Annotated in this window: 21 protein-coding genes and 1 other RNA gene; 5 read left to right on the top strand and 17 right to left on the bottom strand. The window is 56.1% G+C overall.

Annotated elements, in window-relative coordinates; genetic code table 11:
* Nucleotides 1-2 precede the first annotated feature (2 nt).
* From GN111_RS07145 to ispD, 4 genes are all read left to right on the top strand, one after another.
* On the top strand, nucleotides 3-728 hold the full coding sequence (locus GN111_RS07145) for a zinc ribbon domain-containing protein (RefSeq protein WP_170302178.1): 726 nt from the start codon (nucleotides 3-5) through the stop codon (nucleotides 726-728).
* Between the two features lie 5 nt (nucleotides 729-733).
* An RNA gene (gene rnpB / locus GN111_RS07140) (RNase P RNA component class A) lies at nucleotides 734-1,113 on the top strand.
* Between the two features lie 61 nt (nucleotides 1,114-1,174).
* The gene (locus GN111_RS07135) at nucleotides 1,175-2,479 is read left to right on the top strand and encodes an HPr family phosphocarrier protein (protein ID WP_155303097.1); all 1,305 of its coding nucleotides are present in this window, start codon (nucleotides 1,175-1,177) and stop codon (nucleotides 2,477-2,479) included.
* Nucleotides 2,476-3,177, top strand: coding sequence for a 2-C-methyl-D-erythritol 4-phosphate cytidylyltransferase (gene ispD / locus GN111_RS07130; protein ID WP_155303096.1), 702 nt, complete (start codon nucleotides 2,476-2,478; stop codon nucleotides 3,175-3,177). Before GN111_RS07135 ends, ispD begins: the two co-directional genes overlap by 4 nt.
* Nucleotides 3,178-3,224: 47 nt before the next feature.
* Here ispD and GN111_RS07125 read toward each other — a convergent pair whose 3' ends face one another.
* The 4 genes from GN111_RS07125 to GN111_RS07110 all read right to left on the bottom strand — a co-directional run bounded on the left by GN111_RS07125 (nucleotide 3,225) and on the right by GN111_RS07110 (nucleotide 5,379).
* A complete protein-coding gene (locus GN111_RS07125; RefSeq protein ID WP_155303095.1) occupies nucleotides 3,225-3,632 on the bottom strand; it encodes a threonyl-tRNA synthetase editing domain-containing protein in 408 nt (135 codons plus the stop codon).
* A gap of 3 nt (nucleotides 3,633-3,635) precedes the next feature.
* Complete coding sequence (locus tag GN111_RS07120; protein ID WP_155303094.1) at nucleotides 3,636-3,983, bottom strand: DUF362 domain-containing protein; 348 nt, start codon at nucleotides 3,981-3,983, stop codon at nucleotides 3,636-3,638.
* A 159-nt stretch (nucleotides 3,984-4,142) separates the two neighbouring features.
* Nucleotides 4,143-4,844, bottom strand: coding sequence for a lysophospholipid acyltransferase family protein (locus GN111_RS07115; RefSeq protein WP_155303093.1), 702 nt, complete (start codon nucleotides 4,842-4,844; stop codon nucleotides 4,143-4,145).
* Between the two features lie 304 nt (nucleotides 4,845-5,148).
* On the bottom strand, nucleotides 5,149-5,379 hold the full coding sequence (locus GN111_RS07110) for a KH domain-containing protein (RefSeq protein WP_155303092.1): 231 nt from the start codon (nucleotides 5,377-5,379) through the stop codon (nucleotides 5,149-5,151).
* Between the two features lie 63 nt (nucleotides 5,380-5,442).
* Here GN111_RS07110 and GN111_RS07105 point away from each other — a divergent pair, with 63 nt between their 5' ends.
* A complete protein-coding gene (locus tag GN111_RS07105; RefSeq protein ID WP_155303091.1) occupies nucleotides 5,443-5,715 on the top strand; it encodes a hypothetical protein in 273 nt (90 codons plus the stop codon).
* On the opposite strand, the gene GN111_RS07100 is transcribed toward GN111_RS07105, so the two are convergent.
* From GN111_RS07100 to GN111_RS07040, 13 genes are all read right to left on the bottom strand, one after another.
* Nucleotides 5,692-6,882: a thiolase family protein gene (locus GN111_RS07100; RefSeq protein WP_155303090.1), complete on the bottom strand. Its 1,191-nt coding sequence runs from the start codon at nucleotides 6,880-6,882 to the stop codon at nucleotides 5,692-5,694. The two genes, GN111_RS07105 and GN111_RS07100, sit on opposite strands and share 24 nt — an antisense overlap.
* 191 nt (nucleotides 6,883-7,073) lie before the next feature.
* A complete protein-coding gene (locus tag GN111_RS07095) occupies nucleotides 7,074-8,456 on the bottom strand; it encodes an IS4 family transposase (protein ID WP_155303089.1) in 1,383 nt (460 codons plus the stop codon).
* A 205-nt stretch (nucleotides 8,457-8,661) separates the two neighbouring features.
* Nucleotides 8,662-10,257 carry a class I adenylate-forming enzyme family protein gene (locus GN111_RS07090; RefSeq protein ID WP_155303088.1) on the bottom strand — a complete coding sequence of 532 codons (1,596 nt, stop codon included), beginning with the start codon at nucleotides 10,255-10,257 and terminating at the stop codon, nucleotides 8,662-8,664.
* 20 nt (nucleotides 10,258-10,277) lie between these two features.
* Entirely contained in the window at nucleotides 10,278-12,350 is a 2,073-nt protein-coding gene (locus GN111_RS07085) for an acetate--CoA ligase family protein (RefSeq protein WP_155303087.1), read from the bottom strand.
* Between the two features lie 113 nt (nucleotides 12,351-12,463).
* The gene (locus GN111_RS07080) at nucleotides 12,464-13,714 is read right to left on the bottom strand and encodes a 2-hydroxyacyl-CoA dehydratase subunit D (protein WP_155303086.1); all 1,251 of its coding nucleotides are present in this window, start codon (nucleotides 13,712-13,714) and stop codon (nucleotides 12,464-12,466) included.
* Nucleotides 13,715-13,821: 107 nt separating this feature from the next.
* The gene (locus GN111_RS07075) at nucleotides 13,822-14,619 is read right to left on the bottom strand and encodes an acyl-CoA dehydratase activase (protein ID WP_155303085.1); all 798 of its coding nucleotides are present in this window, start codon (nucleotides 14,617-14,619) and stop codon (nucleotides 13,822-13,824) included.
* Between the two features lie 216 nt (nucleotides 14,620-14,835).
* Nucleotides 14,836-15,783, bottom strand: coding sequence for a ketopantoate reductase family protein (locus GN111_RS07070; protein ID WP_155303084.1), 948 nt, complete (start codon nucleotides 15,781-15,783; stop codon nucleotides 14,836-14,838).
* Nucleotides 15,784-15,996: 213 nt separating this feature from the next.
* Nucleotides 15,997-17,304 carry a phenylacetate--CoA ligase family protein gene (locus GN111_RS07065; RefSeq protein ID WP_155303083.1) on the bottom strand — a complete coding sequence of 436 codons (1,308 nt, stop codon included), beginning with the start codon at nucleotides 17,302-17,304 and terminating at the stop codon, nucleotides 15,997-15,999.
* A 311-nt stretch (nucleotides 17,305-17,615) separates the two neighbouring features.
* Complete coding sequence (locus tag GN111_RS07060; RefSeq protein ID WP_155303082.1) at nucleotides 17,616-18,209, bottom strand: indolepyruvate oxidoreductase subunit beta; 594 nt, start codon at nucleotides 18,207-18,209, stop codon at nucleotides 17,616-17,618.
* A 103-nt stretch (nucleotides 18,210-18,312) separates the two neighbouring features.
* Nucleotides 18,313-20,175, bottom strand: coding sequence for an indolepyruvate ferredoxin oxidoreductase subunit alpha (gene iorA, locus GN111_RS07055; protein ID WP_155303081.1), 1,863 nt, complete (start codon nucleotides 20,173-20,175; stop codon nucleotides 18,313-18,315).
* Nucleotides 20,176-20,307: 132 nt separating this feature from the next.
* Complete coding sequence (gene had, locus GN111_RS07050; protein WP_155303080.1) at nucleotides 20,308-21,381, bottom strand: 6-hydroxycyclohex-1-ene-1-carbonyl-CoA dehydrogenase; 1,074 nt, start codon at nucleotides 21,379-21,381, stop codon at nucleotides 20,308-20,310.
* A 58-nt stretch (nucleotides 21,382-21,439) separates the two neighbouring features.
* Nucleotides 21,440-22,210 (bottom strand): enoyl-CoA hydratase/isomerase family protein, encoded by a 771-nt coding sequence (locus tag GN111_RS07045; protein WP_155303079.1) that lies wholly within the window; start codon nucleotides 22,208-22,210, stop codon nucleotides 21,440-21,442.
* Nucleotides 22,211-22,212: 2 nt separating this feature from the next.
* Nucleotides 22,213-22,644: a Zn-ribbon domain-containing OB-fold protein gene (locus GN111_RS07040; protein ID WP_155303078.1), complete on the bottom strand. Its 432-nt coding sequence runs from the start codon at nucleotides 22,642-22,644 to the stop codon at nucleotides 22,213-22,215.
* Between the last annotated feature and the right edge of the window lie 6 nt (nucleotides 22,645-22,650).

Below are 22,650 nucleotides of genomic sequence, written 5' to 3'. Positions count from 1 at the left end.
GCATGAACGATATTCGAGAACAGATCCGCATCCTCGTGGAAGTGCAGGACGTAGAGGTGGAACTCAACAAGACGGACCGGCAAATCCAATCGCTGGAAAACGAAGCGGGTGCATTGGAGCATGCCGCCGGCGAATACGAAAGCCGCGTTGCGCAGGAAAAGGATGCCCTTGACGCTCTGAGAAAAAGCTATCGGGAGCTCGAATCCGAATCCAAGATCAATGCTGAGCAGATCGTCAAGAGCAACGAAAAGCTGCGGGCGGTGAAAACCAACAAAGAGTACCAGTCGACCTTAAAAGAGATCGACGATATCCGCAAAAAAAATTCGGCTATCGAAGACCGCATGCTGGAGCAGTTGGAGGCCATCGAATCCGCCGAAGAGGCGGTCAAGGAAAAACAGAGCGAGCTGGCCGATTTTCTGAGGAAATGCGAAGAGAAAAAGGAAGCATTGGCGACCAAAGCACAGCGTGAACGGCAGGCTGCGGAAACCCTGAACGAGAAAAAAAGCCAAGTCAGCGCCAAGGTCGATCCGCGCTGGATCGCTGTACTTGACGATGTGAAAAAAAAAGTTCGGGGGTTGGCCGTCGTGCCGGTCCAGCAGTCCATCTGCATGGGCTGCCATATGAACATTCCGCCGCAGTTGTTCAACGAACTGCAGCGATTCGATGAAATCCGGTATTGCCCCCACTGCCATCGGATCATATACTGGCAGGAGCAAGACAGCGAATAGCGGTCGGAGTAGAGCAGGTGATCGCTGGCTCCGCCTTGGGCGGGGCTGGAGGAAAGTCCGAACACCACAGGGCAGGATGCTCCATAACGTGGAGTCGCGGCGACGCGAAGGCAAGTGCAACAGAAAGCAGACCGCCCCGCTGCCAAGGCGGGGTAAGGGTGAAACGGTGCGGTAAGAGCGCACCAGTTCTCCGGGTGACCGGGGAAGCTAGGTAAACCCCATCCGGTGCAAGACCAAATAGGGAAGCGTTTGAGGGCGGCCCGCCCGAGCTTCCGGGTAGGTCGCTCGAGGTGCCGGGCAATCGGCATCCCAGATGAATGATCGCCGCCTTCGATCCGGGTAACCGGCCGAAGGGACAGAATTCGGCTTATGCGCTGCTCCGGCCGCTATTTCGACTGTATTGCATCGGTTCGACCACCATCCAAAAATCAGGAGCAAAGCCCACTGTGAATGATACGCATTGTGAAATCTCTTTTTCCGAAAAGGTTCGGATTTTTTCATCGGACTATCTGAAATGTTGCATCTATATTTCCAATCGTCAGACGCCCGACTATGTATTTACCAAAAAGTTATACTCCAAGCTGATCGGGACCTCCCAGGTTCTCGAAGATTTTCTCGATTTCCACGGTGCCAAGAATAGTGAGGACTGGTATCTGTACAGGGAACTGTGCGCTGCGGTCAGGCACTTGAGCCTGGGGGCGTATTGCCAGAAGCACATCCTGAACCGATTGATATTTTACGATATCCCCGATGTCGAAGCCTTCCGTAAAGATGGGGAGAAGACGCTCGCCTTCCTTAACGACCTCCTGGGCAACATCGCACCGGTAATCATCGACGAAGCCTCACGGCTGAACATCGCCATCCCCGAAGAGATCTTCGGACCGGCGGATTTTCCGGGCATCACGACCGGTGAAATGCTCAAATACGATATCGATGACGACGCCAAGGACGTCCAGAAACGCAATATCGTCAAGATCGCCAACGAGTTTCTCGCCCTGGCCGCCAGTTTCGATACGCTTAATTTTTATGAGCCTTACGGGGAACAGGAGATGGCCGCCCTGGTGCCCGAGAAGGTCAACGAGGTCGAGGTCCGCCGGTTCGAGATGCTGGTCCACAATCTGCAATCCTCTTTCGACACTTATGTCATTCACGGCGGTTTCCGGTTCGGTGACCGCAAACTTAAGTCGCTGCGAAGTTTCTTCTCCGTCGTTTTTCATCTGCTGCAGATGATGGGCCGTTTGCTTAATTTTTACGAGCGGCATCTGCATGAAGCCGGTTATAAGAATACCTACAAGCGGGTCCAGGAACAACTGGCTTCTCTCGTCGATCCGGTGATGCTCCTGGATCGGACCGTCAATTACGGGCTTTATTACGCCTGTCATTATCTGAACTCCGGAAAGAAGCTGGCCCGCGAAATCCTCAACGAAAATATCGAACGTTCCACGATTACCGTGGGTATTCCGGTCAAGCTCGGGTTTCACAGTCGCCCCAGTCTGCTGGTGGCCAAAATCGTCCAGCATTACGGCGGTCAGGTCGAACTTGTCGTCGGAGAAGACCGCTTCGATGCCAGCAGCGTTCTTGACATTCAATGGGCAGGCGGAAAAATCCAGAAAGAGAAGATTTCCGAAGTCGCTTTCGAGGGCGATACGCGGGCGCTGGCCGATATCCAGATCCTGGCCGAGGTCAACTACGGAGAGGATACCATGGGCAAGGGCGTGCCCCTCCCGGACGCCCTGAGCTACCTGCGATGATCTGTGCCGTTATTGTCGCCGGGGGAAGCGGTTCGCGCATGCAGGCCCCGGTAAAAAAGCAGTACCTTCAACTGGATGGCATTCCTATTCTCAGCCGCACCCTGATGGCTTTCGATGGCTGTTCCGATCTTGATCGAATCGTACTTGCCCTGCCAGAGGTAGATCTCCAACGATTCCGCAAGGAAGTTCTGTTGCCGCTCAAGCTGGATCACGATGTGCATTTGGTGGCCGGGGGATCGGACCGGCAGGCGTCGGTGCGCAATGGGCTGGACAACGCGGGGCCTTCCGATGGTACGGTGATGATTCACGACGGGGTGCGGCCATTCGTACGCGCTTCTTTGATCAGTGCCTGCCTTGCCGGATCGAAAGCTACCGGCGCCTGTATCCCGGTGATTTCGGCCACCGACACCGTGAAGCAGGTGGACGATAAAGGGATTGTCGTCGGCACGCTGGACCGGGACACCATCCGGCTGGCCCAGACCCCGCAGACCTTTGCCACCGGACTGATCCGGCGGGCGCACCGAATCGCTTTGGCCAAAGGTTTTACAGCCACCGACGACGCTTCGGTGGCCGAATTTGCCGGCGAGCGGGTGCATACGGTGCCTGGCGATCCGGACAACATCAAGATTACCCGCCCGCAGGATCTTGCCATGGCCGGAGCTATCTTGTCCCGGTGGCGTGAAGAGGGAATTGCTTAGCTTTTACGAAGTCGTCTGAAGAGCGGCTTTCCATGAGATTGTTGGCTTCAGAAGGCTTTGAAAATTCTTGCCAAAGGATGCCCCGGGGCCTGGATGGAAAGGTCGTTGAAGTGGCCGTAAGGCGTCTGGACCGGATCGTAGTCGGCCTTTTCCAATCGGGAATGAACACGGTCGATGAGCATTTTGGCGCCTTCGGGTTCGGCCTTGTCCTCGGCAAGGTGAGTAAAGGAGTGCAATACGACGCGCTGGGTTTCCCATTTTCTGGCCAGCCATTTGGCGTTTTTCACCAGTTTGGTTTCCGCTGAACTGCCCTTTTCGACATCTTCCGGTTCCACATGAATAAAAGCGACAATGCAGCGTTGATGCTCACTGGCCGCCGCGTCCGGAGCGTCGGGAAGGGTTTTGATGGTAGGCTTCCAGGCAAAGTTGTCGCAATACCAGAACAGAACTTTCATTTTTTACAGATTCTCCAGGCGAGCAATGGTCTTTTCGATGACTTTCCTGTTTTTTCCGAAATATTTTTGCAAACGTTGGATCAGACCCTTTTGCTTGTCTTTATCGTTCAGGTAATATGGGTGTTCCAATAAACCTTGAACCCATTTCATGTTCGCTTCGACTTCTTCAGGGATTCTTTCTCCATCGTGACGGACGGCGTCATCGGAACACACGTCATGGCAAACCGCGCAGCGTATGCATCGGTCTTCATCTATAACGGCAACCCCATTTTCCATCGAGATTGCACCCACCGTACAGACATCGATACATTCCTCACATCCCGTGCACCTGTCTTTGCTTATCCAAGGCATTTTCATTCCCCCTGTTTTTGTGGCATATTCCGAACATATACTCTTTAATGGCCAGAAAACGCAAGGCAAAATCCGAATCGAACCCGAACCCCGAAAAATGGATTCATAAAACAAGGGGGCTTTGACCATCGGGTATGAAGGCGAATGTCGATTCGGCGCTTATCGGCTAACCGTTCGATATCCGCAGATGCTGTCCACCTCATCGGTCAGGTGGTTCAGCCTGTCTTCTAAATTTCGACAGATTGTCTCCAGTTCAAAATGGCCTAAATCGGCGGGTATGGGAACCGGCTCACCGAAGATGATCGTCATTCGGCTGAACGGTTTGGGAAGGATGGTTTTGTCCCAGGCTTTGGGGAAGGTGATCAACCGACTGCCGGAGCAGGCCATGGGGACGAAAAGGGCGCCGGTCTGCCGGGCAACCGCAACCATGCCCTTCTTCATTATCCGTGCCGGTCCGCGGGGACCGTCAACGGCGGTGCCGCACAGATATTTTTTGCCGCCGGCATTCATGACGTCGATCATCTGTTCCAGAGCCTGGCTGCCTCCCCGGGAGGAGGACCCCCGTACGACCGTGTATCCGAATCGCCTGGCGATATTGGCGGTCATCTCTCCGTCCAGACTGCGACTGATCATGATCAACCGATCGCCCAGGTTTCGAAAAAAATAGAATAGGAAGATGGCATGCCGGTGCCAGGATGCGCCGACCACATGGTGAGGCCTTCCGGTCTGACGGAAATGGCGATCATAAACATTTTGGTTGACGATGGTGACGCGAACGGTGGCAAACCACATACGGGCCAACCAGGTGACGAAAAAACCGATGATTGCGGCTTTGGTTCTCTGTTTGATCGTATAGGACATGGATCTCCCCAATCTGTTGAATTGAACGAGTATCAGATCGGGCAGACAGGTGTAAGAATAAGTCTCGCGCTACCGGATCACCGGCTCAAATAGCATGGCCATGGGAGAAAGTCCATTGTCGGGGTATCGTTTTCATGGAAACGAACGCTTCCGTCCAGGCTGCAGAAAGGGAAAGGGGGGCAGGATAGCTGCCGGGAATTGGCATGACGCCGACCCGCCTGAACGGACAGGCCTTTCCATCGTACCGTCAGGTACGGGGGGCGAAGGCGCGTTCGGCGAATCGCAGTGGCTTGGTATTGGATTGTTATTCCAGCAGTTCTAAGATGATGCGCTTTTTGCTTTTGCCGGATGCGGCGTTCAAGATGGTCCGGATGGCCTGAACGTTCTGCCCTTTGCGTCCGATGATCTTTCCCAGGTCCTGTTTGGCCACGGCAAGCTCGATGACAATGCTTTGCTGGCTTTCAATTTCATTGACGGATACCTGTTCCGGAAGGTCCACAAGTGCCTTTGCAATTTCCTCGACCAACTGCTTCATGACGTCTCTCCACGGATTTGGTTTAGCGCGCAAATTGAATCTATGGTACTGGAAAATGTCAGGTTGGAACGGAAATCAAAAATTGATACTTTCAATTATGGGGCCAAATCCGTTTCAAGTCAATTTTTATATATAATGGAAGGTGCCTTAAATCCATTTCCTGCCATCCGAAGCACCGAAGGGTGGATCAACCCCCGTCACAAGTTGAAATCACGAAGGGGCGCCGCTTTTATTATCCGTAAAAAAAGCGGACCGGCCTCCTTTGAGGTGACCGATCCGCTTTTCAATGCCTTATGGGCAGCAGGGCCCGGTTCAACCGATTTTGAGGACAAGTGAGGCGCCGCAGTCGCCGGCGGCACAGCCCGTCCATAAGAAATAACCGCCGCCTTCCATGACGGTCTCCTCGATGCCTTCGACGATCAGGCGGGTGGCCGTCGAGCCCTGAGGGTGGCCGTAGATCATCGACGAACCGTAGTTGTTGAAGCCGTCGGCGTCGATGCCCATTTTTTTGGCGAAGTTGAGGTCGTTGACCACAAAGGGATTGTGGGTTTTGATCACCTTGATGTCGCCGATGGACAAGTTGGCCTTTTCCAGGGCCATTCGGGCGGCCGGTACCGGAGCGGCAGCCATGTAGCCCTTTTTCTCGCGGGCGTATCCGTAGCTGATCACCTGAATCGGGATGGCTGCATCGGCGCTCAGGCGGTCGGCGTTTTCCCGGGTGGTAACCACAATGGAGGCGTTGCCGTCGGCCGGATGGGTCTGGGCGCCGAAGCTCAACACGCCGTCGGGAATCAGGGGGCGCAGTTTGGCCAGGCCTTCGGCGGTGGTGGGCATGATGCCCTCATCTTCTTCAACGAGAATCGTTTTCTTGCGCGAAACACGGATCTCGGCACCAAACATATAGCGCTTCTGAAAGGCCCGGTTGTCGTCCAAGGCCATCCGATACTGCTCGTAGCGACGCAGGGCCAGTCGGTCGCATTCTTCCTTGGTAAATCCTTCTTCCCTGGCCACGTTTTCGGCTGTTTCCACCATGCGCAGGCCCACGTTGGGATCGGAATTGAAATTGTCCATCAGCCAGTTCTCGCTGATCACTTCGCCGCCGGGGCCGTTGGGATTGGGCCAGATGGTGTGGGGGCCGTTGGAGGTGCGGTCGGTGGTGAGCACGAAGGCGTTGGCCGCCATGCCCGTTTCGATGAAAGTGGCCGCCTGGAAAATACAGGTGGTGCCCGTCGTGCAGGCCTGGCTGACGGTCATGCCGGTGATACCGCCGCAGCCCATCAGGGAGGCCGCCCAGGGAGCACTGTAAAACTGGTGCAACTGGCTGATGGTGTTGCCGAAGACCAGGTAGTCGAAAATCGTCGGCTCCCATTTTTTCTCGGCCATCCAGCGGGCTGCGGTTTTGGCGCCCAGCGTAATCGAATTCTCGTTGGCCATGGCGCCCTGCCAGCGGCAAAAGGGGGTGGAGTAGTAGCCCTTGTAGGGGATGAAGGCTTTGGTCAGCATGTAATCGTCCTCCTTAGCTTTCAATGTTTTAAATCAATAATATCCAAATGACTTTGAAACAACAAAACACAAGCACCAAATTTCAAATAAATTCCAAATAACAATTATCAAACGAGGTTAATGGCGAGTTTTGACATTTGAGATTTTGGCCATTGTGATTTATTTGGAATTTGACTTTTTGAATATTGTTACTAAAGTTTCGCAGTAACCCATCGACTTTGTTCAGCGATGAGATCTTCTATGATATCAATAAAATGAAAAAGTAAATCAGGTTCGATACGGTACGAAAGTATATCGCTTGACTTAAAAATTAGTTCTTTGACACGGTCCCAGACGGCACGGCTGAACATCCACAATGACTGATCGTCCGACGTTTGCCGAAACAGCGGACCAACGCAGGCGTTCAGCCCGTGTTTTATCTGGATGTAGACCAATAGCAGATACCGAATCATAACCAGTCTCTGGCTGGCAATCAAAGCGTCAAACGTATTGCTTTGCTCTTTTCCCATGTAAAGCATCTGCTTGGCATCTTTAAAGTATACTTCGATGGACCAACGGCGGGCGTAATAGTCAAGAATCCGGGATGGCTCCAGCTCGGTATCGGTGCAAAGCAGAGCCTGCCACTGTTTGCGACCATCGGAAACGAACAGTACCCGAACCGAGCCGGTCTTTTTCAACGTGACATTGAGGCATACGCCCTTAATCGTGCGATCCTTGATCCAGACAGTCTGTTTCTTGGCGACCTGCTGCCATAGTTGTTTGAGCGTATATGCGCCGCCTTGATAACCGTATTTGACCCGGTTGCGCTTTAATCGGCAGATGACGCCATAACCGACATCAACGATGCGACGGATAATATCGTCGTGGGCAAACCAGCTGTCGAACAAGACGAAGCTGGCATCGAGGCCCGACTTCCAGGCTCTGTCGAGCATCTGAACCAGAACGTCGGTTTTTTTACTCAGCGTTTCCTTGCGTCGTTTCCAGCCGTTGGTACGCTTGTCGATATTCCGCATATCAGTGTTGGGCCGGTGACTGGATGTATGAAAGGCACCATCGATAGGGAAAAAATGCAACCCGTCATGAAAGCCCAATTGCAGATACTGATTGCCAAGAATGGAACGCCTGACTTTGTGATCGAAATGATAGCTGACCAATTCGATCTCTTTGCCCGATTTGGGACAGATGGAGTCATCGGCGATCAATACTTTTTCTTTCAATGGGACATTCTTACGCATGGCTATGATCTTTGATGCCAACATCTGGACCAGCTTTCTCCAATTGAAGTGTTCATTGTTCAAGAACCGGTAGAACGTGTCTTTATGGGCCTGGACGTAGTTTTGTATATAGCCGCCATTACAGAAACTGTTGAGGCTTCGCTTGAGAAAAGGCAGTAGTACGAAAACAAATATGAGCGAGAGTGTTTCATAACCTCTTTTTTTGGTGATGTTGCTTTGTCGGGCCAATGAACGGAACTTGAGTTCGGTGAACGCACGATTGAGTTCATGGTCGTCAATGATCCGGCCCGAATCAGATTGTTTTTGCAAGGAGAGGGAAAATGTATTAGGGTAATTCATAGCGGTTCTTTCTTTAGTGATATTAGGTGTTTGGCGATGTCTAATATACTAAACTCAGAGCCGCTTTTCAATTATTTTCCTAATATTTTCAACTTATTATCCCTCTAAAATATCCAAAAATTAGCTGCGAAACTTCAGTTGTTATTTACGAATTCAATAAAAAATCAGGGGATTCCGATACGGATCGCAGTTTTAAATTGTGTCCTTATTTTCCCGGCGCTTTGCAGCTGTCCGCTTCGGGGAACACTGCCTCGCCATCGGCGTAGCGCTCGCGCAGAACGCGGTGAAGAATCTTTCCCGTTCCCGTGCGGGGCATCTGTTCTGCCGCAATGAAGATGACCTGCTTGGGACGTTTATAACCGGCCATACGCTCCCGGCACCAGGTGAAAACCGTTTCTTCAGAGAGATCGGCGCTTTCATGGGGAATTACCACAGCCGCCACCTTTTCCCCCCACTTGTCGTCGGGCAGGCTGATGGCGGCCACGTCGAAAACGTCCGGGTGGCTTCCGATGACCTCCTCCACCTCGCTGGGATAGACATGCTCGCCGCCGGTGATGATCATGTTGTCCTTGCGGTCAACGATCTGGTAGAAGCCGTCCTCGTCCATGCGGGCCATGTCGCCGGCGGAGAACCAGCCGTCCTTAAAGGATGCGGCGGTCTTTTCCGGGAGCTTGTAATATTCGTCGAAGAGCATGGGCCCCTTGGAGTACAGTTCGCCCACCTCGCAAACGGGTACCTCCTTGCCCTCGTTATCCAAAATTTTGACCTGCTCGGTGCCCAGGCTTTCAAAACCGATGGAGCCCAGTTTGCGCATCTGGTCTTCGGGACGCAGCACCGTTACAATGCCCGCCTCGGTGGAGCCGTAGCCTTCGTACAACCGGACGCCGGGGAAGAACTCCATGATGGCGGTCTTCATGGTTTTTCTCACCGGTGCGCTGCTGCACAACAGCTTGCGAATGGAGCTGGTGTCCCGCTTTCGAGCCCCTTCTGCGACATTCAGGATCAGGTTGTAGTGGGTAGGGATCAGGGAGATGAAGGTGATCTTCTCTTTTTCCACGATCTCCAGGATTTCCTCGGGACGGAAGGAGCGCGCCGGGTGGATGTAAACCGTGGCGCCGATGTAGGTGAAGGTGAAGGTAAAAAAGGTGGAGTTGATGTGGCAAAGGGGCATGACGTTCATACATACATCGGATTGGTCGAAGCCGAAATCCACGGCGTTGATGAGGTAAAAGGCGATATGGGATTCGTGGGAACGGACTACGCCTTTGGGCCGGCCGGTGGTGCCGGAGGTGTAGATCAGAATCCAGGTGTCCGAAGGGGACACCAAAACCTGCGGTTCGTCGTCGGGTGCGCCTTCTATCAGGGATTCGTACTCCCGGTAGCCGTCTTTGGGGCCGTTGATCACGATGTAGTTTTCCTGCGGAATCTGTTTGAGCTGCCCTTTGATCTCATCCACGCAAGGGGAGAATTCATGGTCGACCGCCATGGCCTTGGCGTCGGCATTGTCCACGATGTACGCCACTTCCGGCCCTACCAGGCGGAAATTTACCGGAACGATGACGATGCCGGTTTTGGCCGTGGCCAGGTAGAACTCCACGATCTCGATAGAGTTTTCCATGAGTACGGCCAGCTTGTCGCCCTTTTTAAGCCCCATCTCCATGAGCCGGTGGGCCAGACGGTTGACCCTGCGATTGACCTGCGGATAGGTGAAGCGCCGCCCGGCATCGCACAGGGCCACGGTGCCGGGGAACTTCTTGGCGTTCATTTTCAGTTGCTGTCCCAGATTCATCCAGTGGGCCATGATTTCACTCCTATGAGCTGTTACAGCGCAATTCTCGCATCCACGGCCACGGCACCCTTTTCGAATGCCATGATCGGGTTGAGATCCAGTTCCTTGATTTGCGGAAAATCGGTAACCAGGCGCGAAAGGCGCTGAATCAGGTCCGCAAGGGCGGTTTTGTCCACCGGTTTTTCTCCGCGTACGCCTTCGATCAGGGCTGATCCCCGGATGCCGTCGATCATTTCCCGGGCTTCGGTATCACTGACCGGGGTGAGTGAGAAGACCACGTCCTTGAGCACCTCCACGAAGATTCCGCCCAGGCCGAACATGATCAGATGACCCACGCCGGGCTCGGATTTGGCGCCCAGGATCACTTCCCGGCCCCCGGGAACGTATTGCTGCACGAAAAAGCGCAAGTCGGCCGCATCGATCTGTTTTTCCATGGCGGCAACGGCTTTTTTGACCGCGGCGGAATCGGCCAGGTTTATGGCCACGCCGCCCATGTCGCTTTTATGAACCACCGCGGCGGCGTCGGCCTTGACCACGACGGGATAACCGATTTCGTCAGCCGCGGCCACGGCACCCGCTGCGTCGTCGGCCATACGCCAGTCCGGAACGTCGATGCCGTAAGCTTCGAGAAGTTCGTAAACCCGGTCGGCGGCCAGCATGCTGCCTTCACCGGCCCCGTCGAGTATGGCGCGGGCACCATCGGCATCGATGTCGCCGAAAGCGCGCAACCGGCCGGGGTCGCGGTCCAGCATGCGGCGGTAGCGGACAAGGGCGCCCAAAGCCCGGGCCGCGTCGCTGGGCAGGGCAAAACAGGGTACCCCGCCGGCTTTGAGAATGGCTTCGGTCTCCGCCCATTGGCGCCGGTCGGTCATCAGGTTGCAGACCATGGGTTTGATCTGTTTCTGGTTGATTTGGGCGATGGCCATTGCGATGCTTTCGGTGTCCACGAAAAAGGGAGTTACGAAATTGACCAAAACGCAGTCGAAGCTGTCGTCGGCCATCATGGCTTCCAGGCAGGCAAGGTAGTGCTGGGCCGTTCCCGTGGCCAGGACGTCCACCGGATTGCTCACCGAAGCCTCGGGATAGAGCTTCTCTGTAAGAAGATTTTTTGTCTTTTCAGATAACGGCGGGAGGGTCAGACCGGCATCCACCAGAATGTCGGTGGCAATCACCGCCGGACCGCCGGTGTTGGTGATGATGCCCACCCGGTTGCCACCGGGAACCGGCTGGGATCCGAACGCCACGGCGGCATGGATCAGGTGGCCTTCATCCCTGAAATTGAGGATGCCTGCCTTTTTGAAGATCAGGTCCGTGGCCAGGTCCTCCTTGGCCAGTCCACCGGTGTGGGAGGCCGCCGCTTTGGCCCCCTCCATGGTGCGGCCGGCCTTCATGGCCAGCACCGGTTTTTTGGATGTGGCCTCCCTGGCCGCTTCAAGAAATCCCAGGGGATCCTTGAGCCCTTCCACGTAGGTGACGATCACCCGGGTACCGTCGTCGTCGGCCAGGTAGCGGATAATCTCGGGGATGGAGATGTCGCAGGCGTTGCCGTTGGAGGCGTAAATGCGGGTGCCCACGTCCATGGCTGAAAATCCCTGGTGAATCACTTCGGCCACGCCGCCGGACAGGGCCACGATGGAGATATGCCCCGGCTCGGGAAAGGTGAATGTAAAATTGCAGTAGGCCTTTACCGCCGGGTCGGTATTGATGATTCCCTGGCAGTTGGGGCCGAAGATGCGAATGCCATATTGTCTGGCCTTTTCCAAAAAGGCCTTCTCGATTTCGGCGCCTTCGGGCCCGGTTTCCGAAAAACCCCCGGAATTGATGATAATGTGTTTGACGCCTTTCTTGCCGCAATCCTCAACGGCCATAGGAACGAATTTGGCCGGAATCACCATGTGGGCCACATCCACCCGGCCGGGGACGTCCAGGATCGACTTGTAAGCCTTGATCCCGCGGATTTCGTCGGCCTTGGGGTTGATGGGGTAGATATTCCCGGTGTAGCCGAAATCCAGCAGGTTCTTGATCACCCGGTTGCCGATGTGCAGTTCCTTGCCGGATGCGCCGATGACGGCGACACCGACGGGATTGAAGAGACTTTTAAGCATTATGGTTGCTCCTTCTTGTTTTGTACTTACGAAGGCTTAGATAGCAAATTAGGGAATTGAGGAATTGGAGATTCGTGGTATTCAATTCCTCAATCCCTCAATTCCATAATCCCTCAAATTTTACTTTCAGCCAGTTGTTCGATAAAGGCCTCCACATTGGTTTTGGTCTGCTCGTCGGAGATCAATCGCAAGTCGTTCAGGTCGCCGTTGATGGTCAGGCTGGGAATGCCGGTCTGCTTTTCGATGCGTTGGGGCATGCCGTAGCGGCAGTTGGAATTGTTGGGGCAGGTCTTGGCGTCGTGGTAGATGATGCCGTCGACCTTGAAGAATTCCAGCATGTCTCGGATATAGGCCTCCTTGGGGGCATCGGCCCGCACGATGAACAGTTCCGTGTAGGCGCGGGCCATGGAATTGAACGGATCTTCGGGGTCCAGGGCGGAGAAAATCCAGGAGTTGCAATAGGTGGAGGCCAGTACGTTGGCCTGCAGGCCGGCGAACAGCTTGGCATGGGCCGACAGGCGCCCCCACACGGGCATACCGTCCCAGTAGATGCGGTACCGTTCATCGGGGACAGCCCCTTCCTTGTCGGCGATGCGTTGATTGAGTTCTTCCAGCAGGGTGCGGTAGCAGTCGTTGGCCTCGGGCGTTCCCCGGCCCACGACGGCGGCTCCCATGAGGGTGGTGCCGTCGAAGAAGGTGATGGGGGAGGGTATGGCAGTGGCGGTGTCCAGGACCTGTTTCCACAGGTCCGAGCACTCCCGGGACAGGGCCACGGCTTCCTTGAGGCGATCTAAATCAAATTTGCTGCCGCTGATCCGCTCGAGCGCGGGAATCATGTCTTGCATCTGGCGAGCGATGGATGTGACATGGGATTCGTCTACTTCCTGCACGCCAACGTAGGAGTGGACGCCGACGACAGGAACGTCGTACTCCTCGCCGTAGAAGTTGAACCAGTCCTGGACATCCCGGCACTGGTTGGTGTTGAACACCAGCACGTCAGGTTTCGGCGGACCTTCGATGCCTTCGAAGACCTTGGACAGGGGAGAGACCTTTTCCAGATACGCCCCCACATCGGCGGTCAGGTAGGAGCAGATGTCCGGTGAGTAGCCGATGGCGTTGGCCTTGGGGATCAGATCGGTGGCCATGCGCGAAGAACCCAGCATGGCTGAGTGCGTCTCGGGGAAATAGACCAGAAAACCCATGGCCCTCAGGATCTCCGCCGGGCCCACGCTGGTGCACCAGGCGACTTTTTTTTCACCGGTTTTGGCGGCGTTATCCAATTCATAGTAGTAATCGGCCATGAATTTGCCCAGCACTTTGGCAGATGCCAGGCGTTTCAGCTTCAGTTTCTTCTCTTCGACCATGTTTGCCTCTCGATTATATTAATTAGGGGATTAAGGGATTGAGGAATTAAGGGATTGGTGTACAATGATCGATCGCTAATTCTCCAATTCCTCAATTCCATAATTCCTCAATTCTCATACGTCTCTTTTGCGTACAACGCTGCACCCAGGGCTCCGGTGAACTGGGGAAGCTCCGGCACCAGAACGGGGCGGTTGATCAGTTCCTGCGTCATTTCCACCAGATAAGGGTTGTGGGCCACGACACCGCCGGTCATGACCACCTTTTCGGTAAAGGCATCCATCTCCCTGATTCTGGAAATGACCGAGAAGAACAGCCCCTTGACGATATCTTCGACACGTTTGCCGCGGCGAATGTTCTCGAGGACTTCCGTGGCCGAAAAGACCGTGCAGAAGCTGCCCAAACGGACCATGTCGGTAGAGGCTTCGGCCAGGCCGTTCATCTCTTCCAGTGGAATGTCCAGTCGGGGCGACATCTCCTCCAGAAACGCTCCGGTCCCGGCGGCGCACTTGCGGTTCATCTTAAAAGAAGTGCGCTTGCCGTCGTCGCTTAACTTGATGATCTTGTTGTCCTGGCCGCCGATGTCGATGATGGTGATGGCAAAGGGAAAATAGTGAAAACAGCCCTTGCCGTGGCAACTGATTTCGGTGCGGTGGTCCTGGGCATAGGATACGTTTTTGCGTCCATAGCCGGTTGAAATGGTCCGCCGGATGCGCTCCTTTTCGATCCCGGCCATCTTAAGGGAAGCATTCAGACATTCGTCGGCCGTGGCCGTGAAATCGGTTCCCGACTTGGCTACGCAATGGCCGAGGATGCGGCTGTCGCCATCGATGACCACCACCTTGGTTCGGGAGGCGCCCACGTCAGCCCCGGCAAAATAGGGGGTGGTGTGATTTTTTGGGTTCATGGAATTTGTTGGGTTGTCCAATTCATTGGGTTCGTTGCGTTATCCGGTGGTAGGGCGACCGGCCGGTCGCCCCACATTTGCAGTTCACCAATTGCTTAATGGCTAAATTGCTCATTCTCATCATCCCACATCCATCGTCCCTCTTCCCTCGGGCGAGTTTCAATCGCCGATCACAGTCAACCGTCCACTGATCATGGTTCAGCGTTCACTGTCTTTTCACAACCGGGACTCCAACCCCTTGACCAGGCTCTGCAGGGTGATGTTGTAGGGCGTTTCGATGCCGGCCCGGCGACCGTATTCGACGAATTTGCCATTGATGTAGTCGATCTCCGTACGTCGGCCGTTTTCGATGTCCATGAGCATGGAGGGTTTGTGGTTGCCGGCGGTGCGCATGTATTCGATGGCGTTGGGGTAGTATTCCCATCCCAGCAGAATTTCGTTGGCCCGGGCCACCTTGACGCACTCTTTGACCAGGGCATCGACGATATTGAAGATGATGGGGTCGTTCATGGCCTGGGACATGGTCAAGCCGGTGACGGCGCAGACCGGGTTCATACAGGCATTGAGCACTCCTTTGCGCCACACCATGGCCACGATATTGTCCGTATGCCGGGTGGTCAGGCCGCTTTGGGTCAGAGCCTCGGCGATGCCATCGGCGGCAAACTTGGCTTCCGGGTCCAGTTCCTGGAGGTAGTGGGGCGGATGGTGAAAGGGTATGGTCACATGGGCCGGGCCCAGAAGGCCGCAACCATAGTTGACCACCGCCCGCATGACCCCTTCCTTTCCCAGACTGTTGGCCAGTACCAGTTCGGTGTCGATGCCGTTTTGCCAACTGACTACGTAAAGGCCCTTTTTGTAAAATCCTTCGATGGCCGAAGCGATCAGGGGCAGGGCGTTGGCCTTGGCCGTAACGAAAATGACATCGGGTTTGTATTCGGGCAGGTCATCGACACTGGTGCAGGTGTGGCTGACCTTCTGGGTCAGGTTTTCGGCCCCTTCGATGATGATGCCTCTTTCTCTGGCCGGATCGAGCAGTTCGGGAATCACGTCGCACAGGATCACCCGATGGCCGCCTTTTTCCAGGAATGCCGAAACGATGCAGCCGACGGGGCCAGCACCGATGACGGCAAACGTTTTGGGGGCGAAGGATGGGTTGTCAGTCATGATTGCACCTCCCGGGGTTCTCTGGATGGTTCGGAACCGTTATCCGGGGCATCGGGCCTGTGCGGCCCGGTTTGCCCGCTATGGTCGTGTGCGATTTTGATGCACGGTCAAATGTTGAAAAAATAAAACTATTTGAATTTTATTCATAAAATGGCGTCGAAAACGTCACGTACAGGTCCGTTTCGCCTGCACATCTTCAGGGCGCGATGTTAATCAGCGGAACTGTTTGGGCCGCTCGTCGACGACGCGCAGGGCCTTGCCTTCGCTCCGGGCGATGAATTTGGGATCCACGAGATTGGCTTCCACGCTGATGCCCATGTGGCCGCGAATGTGCGCCATGATTTTGGCTTCGACCTCGAATTTTTTGCGGTCGCCGGCCTCGTATACTTCCGGCTTGCCCTCCACCTGAACCACCAACTGGTCCAGGTAGCCTTTTTTGCGGACGACCAGGCGATACTGGGGCGTAACTTCCTCGATATCCAGCAGGAGGGATTCGATCTGGGATGGAAAGACATTGACGCCGCTGATAATCAGCATGTCGTCGGTGCGCCCGAAAATTTTGTCCATTTTTACGAAAGTCCGCCCGCAAACGCATTTTTCTCGATACAGGCGGGTGATGTCCTTGGTGCGATACCTGATCATGGGCATGGCCCGGCGCTGGAGTGAAGTGAAGATCAGCTCGCCTTTTTCCCCTAAGGGGACCGGCTCCAGGGTGACGGGATCGACCACTTCGGCCAGGTAGTGGTCTTCGTTGATGTGGATGCCGCTCTGAGCCTCGCAGTCGAAGCCGACACCGGGACCGCCGAGTTCGGTGAGGCCATAGGCCTCCATGGCCTTGATGCCCATGCGTGCTTCGATCTCCTCGCGCATGCCGACGGTCCAGGGCTCGGCCCCGAAGATGCCGATGGATAAAGGCAGGCTCTTGATGTCGACTTTCAGTTCCTCGGCGCGTTCGGCGATAGTCAGGGCATAGGAGGGCGTACAGCACAGCACCTGGGCGCCGAAATCCTGCATCAGCGTGATCTGGCGCTCGGTCAGGCCTGCGCTGGTGGGAACCACGGTGCAGCCCAGGGCTGTGGCTCCCTGATGAAAGCCCAGCCCGCCGGTGAACAGGCCGTGTCCGTAGGCGTTCTGGACCACATGCTCGGGGCGGACGCCGGCGGCATAGAAATTTCTTACCATGCACTCGGTCCACTGGGCCAGGTCGTCAGCGGTGTAAGGGCCGGTGATGGGTTTTCCAGTGGTGCCCGAAGAGGCGTGAATACGCACGACCTCTTTCAGGGGCACGGCACACAGGCCGAAGGGGTAGTTGTCCCGCAGATCGTTTTTCTCGGTGAAGGGAAGCTTGGCCACATCTTCGATGCCCTTGATGTCGGTGGCCTTGACGCCCGCCTCTTTGAACTTCTGCTTGTAAAACGGAACGCGCTTAATCACCCATTGAACAGTCTCCTGAAGCTTTTCCACCTGAAACTGCTGGATCTGCTTTACAGGCATGCACTCATACTTGTCATTCCAGGGCATCGTCTACCTCCTTCTTGGTGGTCGGTTTCTTCCGGGTGGAGATCGACGTCTGTCCACCCTTGAGGGGATCTCACGCAACGGCTTCGGCGGTGAAATGGATGCGCATGCTTCATTTCAGGCCGGACTCTTTTACAGAATTCCGAAAAACGGCTTACGCCGGGTTTTTGAAAGTGCTGCAACAATCGCCGCCGAAGCAATATCGGCTACCCTTTATGTAAAACGAATCGTTATCGTCGTTTGTATATGAAACCGGGTCTGATGCTTTACGTATGGTGCCGCTTACCTCAGGAAACAAATGTCTGTTTTCGGGATCAGCTTCCCGCTGCGGCCTTGTAGCCCAGGTCGAAGGCTGCCAGATTCACGTCAACGAAGGCAGCCTTGGTTTTGGTTCGGATGGCCTCTTCCAGATTTTCCCTGGGAATTGGAAGAATGCCTGTCTGGATCAACGCGCCCAGCAGAACGATATTGACCGCCATGACGCTGCCGGCCTGCCTGGCCAGGGCAACCGCATCGAAGGCGATCAGGCGTTTGGTTTTGGCCCGGATCAGATCCTGGGCGTGATCCAGATCCGGGTAAGTGCCGCGGCCGATGGCCACGGTAAATGGCGGCAGCGGCGCAAGATTGGTGATGACGCTGGTGTTGGCGTTGCACTTGTTCAGGGCCCGCAGGGTTTCGGACGGTTCGAAACCGACCAGAACATCGGCCTCCCCATCGGAAATGATGGTGCTTTGGGCATCGCCGAAGACGATGGCCGATTCCACCACGCCGCCGCGTTGAGCCATTCCGTGAATTTCGCTCATCCGCACCGGCACGTTGGCCAGCAGGGCTGCTTCCCCCAATACCTTGGAGGCCAGCAGGTTGCCCTGTCCGCCCACCGCCACGATAATCAGTCTTGTCGTATCCATGGTTGTTTCCCGTATGCTTGGGCTGCTGCTGTCGGCAACGGCATGCTGTGCCTGGATGCCGGCGATCCGCAGCCGCAGATTTTCACTGTAAGTTGCCGGCGGATCACTCCGCCTGTTTTTCCTTGACCGGGGTGATGGCATTCTCCGGGCAGATCTGGGCGCAGACCGCGCACCCCACGCAGGTGTTGGGGTCGATCTGGACCCGTTCGCCGTCCAGGTAAAACGCCGGACAGCCGATTTCGTTGATACAGTCCCGGTGGTTCTTGCACTTGTCCGTCACTTTGAAAGCACGCACCTTGAGTTGCTTCAGGCTGCGGGCGTACAGGGTGCAGATCTGCTGGGAGATGATCACCGACAGTCCTTTGTGGTCCATGGCCTTTTTTACTGCTTCGATACTTTTTTTAACCTTGTAGGGCTGGATGACGGTGACATCTTTAACGCCGATGGCCCGCACCACCGCTTCGATGGAGACGCGGCCGTATCCGGACAGGTTGAGATTGTCCATGTCCACCCCGGGATGGGGCTGGTGGCCGGTCATGGCGGTGGTGCCGTTGTCCAGTATGACCAGGGTGAAGTCGTGGTTGTTGTGAACCGCGTTGACCAGGCCGGTCAGTCCCGAGTGGAAAAAGGTGGAATCGCCGATAAATGCAATGACCTTCTTGTCCGTGGCCTGGGAAAAACCGCAGGCGGTACTGATGGACGATCCCATGCAAATGAGAAAATCTCCCATGGCCAGCGGCGGCAGGAATCCCAGGGTATAGCAGCCGATGTCCGTGGGATAGACCGTTTCAAAGCCCTCGGCAGCCTTTTTCACCGCGTAGTAGGTGGCCCGATGGGAGCAGCCGGCGCACAGGTTGGGCGGACGCTGGGGGATCTCCGGAACATCGGAAAGGTCGGGGGGCCGGCTGTCGGTATAGGCAACCCCGAAGTAGTCGGCGATGACCCGGCGCACCATGGCAGGATCGAATTCGTTGAGCCGCGAGAACAGCTCTTCTCCTTTGCCGGCAATCGGTATGACAAGTCCTTCTTCCTGGGCGAAGGCTTTGATCGTCTCTTCCATGACGGGCTCACCCTCTTCGGCCACCAGCACCTTCTCGCAGCCTTTTAGAAAGGACTTGATCTTTTCGGGCGGAGCCGGGTGAGAAAATCCCAGGCGCAGAACCTGCGTATTGTCGGCGATGCCCAGTTCGCCCACCGCATCGGAAACATAGTTGTAGCTGACGCCGTTGCAGACAATGCCCCAGGGGCCGCTGCCTTCGGTGAAGTTATACGGCGAGCCTTCGGCCAGTTTTCGGGCCTTTTCCCAGTTTTCCAGCAGGCGCACGTGCAGGCGGCGGGAGACGGCCGGAACGGTGACCAGGTTGAACGGGTCCTTGATGAAATCTCCCTTGGGCTTGCGGGCGCTAAGCTTTCCCAGTTCCACGAAGGCGCTGGAGTGGTTGACCCGTGTGGTGGTGCGAAAGATCACCGGCTCGCCGAGCTGCTCGGAAAGGTCGAAGGCTTCCGCCATCATGCGGCGGGCTTCTTCAACGGAAGAGGGCTCCAGCACCGGCAAACCGGAGAGCTTTCCGTAGTAGCGGTTGTCCTGTTCGTTCTGGCTGGAGAACATGAACGGGTCGTCGGCCGTGAGCACAACCATGCCGGCCTTGACCCCCACGTATGCCAGGGTCATCAGCGGGTCAGCGGCCACGTTCAATCCCACGTGTTTCATCATGCAGAAGGTGCGCACGCCGCTGTTGGCGGCAGCGGAAGCCACTTCCAGAGCCACCTTCTCGTTGGTACTGTATTCGAAGTAAAGGTCGCTCTCATGAGAGATCTGGAACAGGTTCAGGGAAATCTCCGAAGAAGGGGTCCCCGGATAGGTCGTGGCAAAGGCCACGCCGGCCTCGATGGCGCCGCGGGCGATGGCTTCGTTGCCCAGAAGCAGCATCTTTTTTCCCGGGCTGTCGGTGAGTAATTTGTGCATCTTGTTTCCTATCTGGTGGTTTGCCGCAGCCCGTGCTTTGCCAATGGCTGCGCGGCTGTTGTGGCCTTCCGCCCAGCGCGCATCCATCTCCGTGGCCGCTTTATTCCGGCTGTTGAGAATTGATCGCGCGGGTCAGGGCACCATGATCGCCCGCTGAACGATCTTTTTCTGGTGCACCGTCTCGAAGACCGAATTGATTTCAGCCAGCGGGAACGTTTTCACAAAAGGGGCCATCTTCACTTTGCCCGACAGGACCAAGTCGCGCACCGGCGGATAGTACTTGGGCAAGCAACCCCAGTTGCCGCGGGCGGTGGCGTGGAAGGCCATGAGATTGGAAAGGCGAATTTCCACCTTGTCCATGGTAAAGCCCACCACGGAGAGATGCCCCCCGAATGTCATGAGACCGAAAGCGGTTTTCTGGCCGGCGGCGGTGCCGGAGGTTTCGAAAATCTTCCATTCGGTCCGACGCTTTCCCTGCTCTTTGACAAAGGCGGAAACCGCCTTGCGAAGGTCCTTGAAAGCGTATTCGGCTGCGTTGAAGGTGGCGTCCACGTATGGTGACAGCGCCTCCAGCTTGGCCGGATCGACATCGATGGCCACCACGGCGGCACCGAAGGCCTTGGCGATCTGGGCGCCGAAACCGCCCACACCGCCCACACCTACGAAGATGGCCGCGTCTTCGGCCGTAAGGCCGGCATCGACGACGGCCTGATACGGTGTTGTCAGGGCGTCGGCCACCACGGACAGATGGGACAGGGGAACGTCCGCCTCTCCCACGGGCCGGTTCTGGCCGTCCACATCTACCGGGCACAACTGATCAGCCGGGACGACAATGTGGCTGGCAAAACCACCCTGGATATCGTTGCCGGGCATCTTCTGGGCGGTGCAGATATTGCCCAGACCCCGTTTGCAGACATCGCAGGTCCCGCAAGGCATTACCGCGGGGATGATCACCGCCTTGCCATCCCACGGGTCGGCACCGGGGCCGGCGGCGGCGACAATGCCGCTGATTTCGTGGCCCAGGGTCAGCGGCAACGGCGATTTGGTGCGCACACCGTCATAGTAGAACCCCAGGTCGGTGTGGCACACGCCGCATCCTGCCACCTTGACCAGGACTTCCCCGGGTCCGGGATCGGGGATGGGGGTCTCCACCTTGGCCAGGGGCTTGCCGGGTTCCGTCATCTGCCAGGATATCATGGTCGCCATTGCTGCTTCTCCTTCTTTTAAACCATATCCGTTAAATCCTCAATTTCAAATTCCAACGTTACCGGTTTTTCCATACCGGCCGCCGCTTTTCCTCGAAACTGGCGATGCCCTCCAGGGTGTCTTCGGTTTTCATCAGGGTGTTGAGAAAAAGATCGCTGACGCCGGAAAGGGCCTTTTTGAAATCAAGCCCCAGGTGGGCTGTAACGGCGCGCTTGTTGAGCCGGACGATCAGCGGGCTGCAGGCCTTGATCTCGCCGACGATGCCATCTACGGTTTCCTGAAAATTCTCGTCTCCGCATAAATGCGATACCAGGCCCATGCGCTGCGCCTCTTCGGCTTTATAGCGGCGGCCGGTGGTGCAGATTTCGACGGCGCGGGCCGGCCCCACCAGTTGGGGCAGCCGGATGGCCGCGTAGGGCGGGAAAAATCCCAACTTGATTTCCGGCTGACCGAAAACGGCCTTGGGGGCGGCAACGATGATGTCGCAGGCCATGGCCACCTCCATGCCGCCGCCCAAACAGGCCCCCTGAACCGCGGCGATGGTGGGCACGGGCAGGCGGTGGATGCGTTCGAAAATGGCGTTGAAGGTGGCGATCATGTCGTCCACCATGCCCGGCTTGTGATCGGCCACCTCCACGCCCGCGCACCAGCTGGGCCCGTTGGCCGCAAGGACGATGCATTTAAGCGAACCGTCGGTGGCCAGCTGGTCCAACTGGCCGTTGAGCTCGGTCATCATATCGATGTTGAGTACGTTGTGTTTGGGGCGATTCAAGGTGAGGGTGGCAATGCCATCGGCAATGGTGCGCTGGATGGTTTGCAAATGGGACATGATTACTCCTTATAAAAGACGTAGTTAAAGCGCCCGTCGGCGAGTGCATTGGCCTTGACCCTCAGCTTCATGCCGATGGAAAGCGCCTCCTCGGAAAGATCGCCGGCAATGCGTCCGAAGATCTTGAAATCGGTAAAATCCACCAGGGCGATGGTGTAGGGCAAATCCGCTTCAAAGCCCCTGGGACCGAAGGCCAGGGTGCTGTAAGTGAGCAGGCTGCCGGCGCCCTGCACATCGAACCAGGCCATCTTGGACGTCCGGCAGTCGCAGCAGTCCGCCCGGGGCGGAAAAAAAGCCCGGTTGCAGGAGTCGCAGCGGGTTCCGGTGACGCGGCCCTGCTCCAGGTGGTCGATGAAGTCGTTGACCCGGGTGGTGCCGGTGAAACTGACCGTGCCGAATTTCCTGAAGCGTTCGTCCTTCTCTTTTTTTCCCATAACGAT

This window comes from Desulfosarcina widdelii (genome assembly GCF_009688965.1).
Taxonomy (GTDB): Bacteria; Desulfobacterota; Desulfobacteria; order Desulfobacterales; family Desulfosarcinaceae; genus Desulfosarcina; species Desulfosarcina widdelii.
Note: the sequence above shows the minus strand (reverse complement) of the source record. Positions and strands in the feature narration are given on the sequence as shown.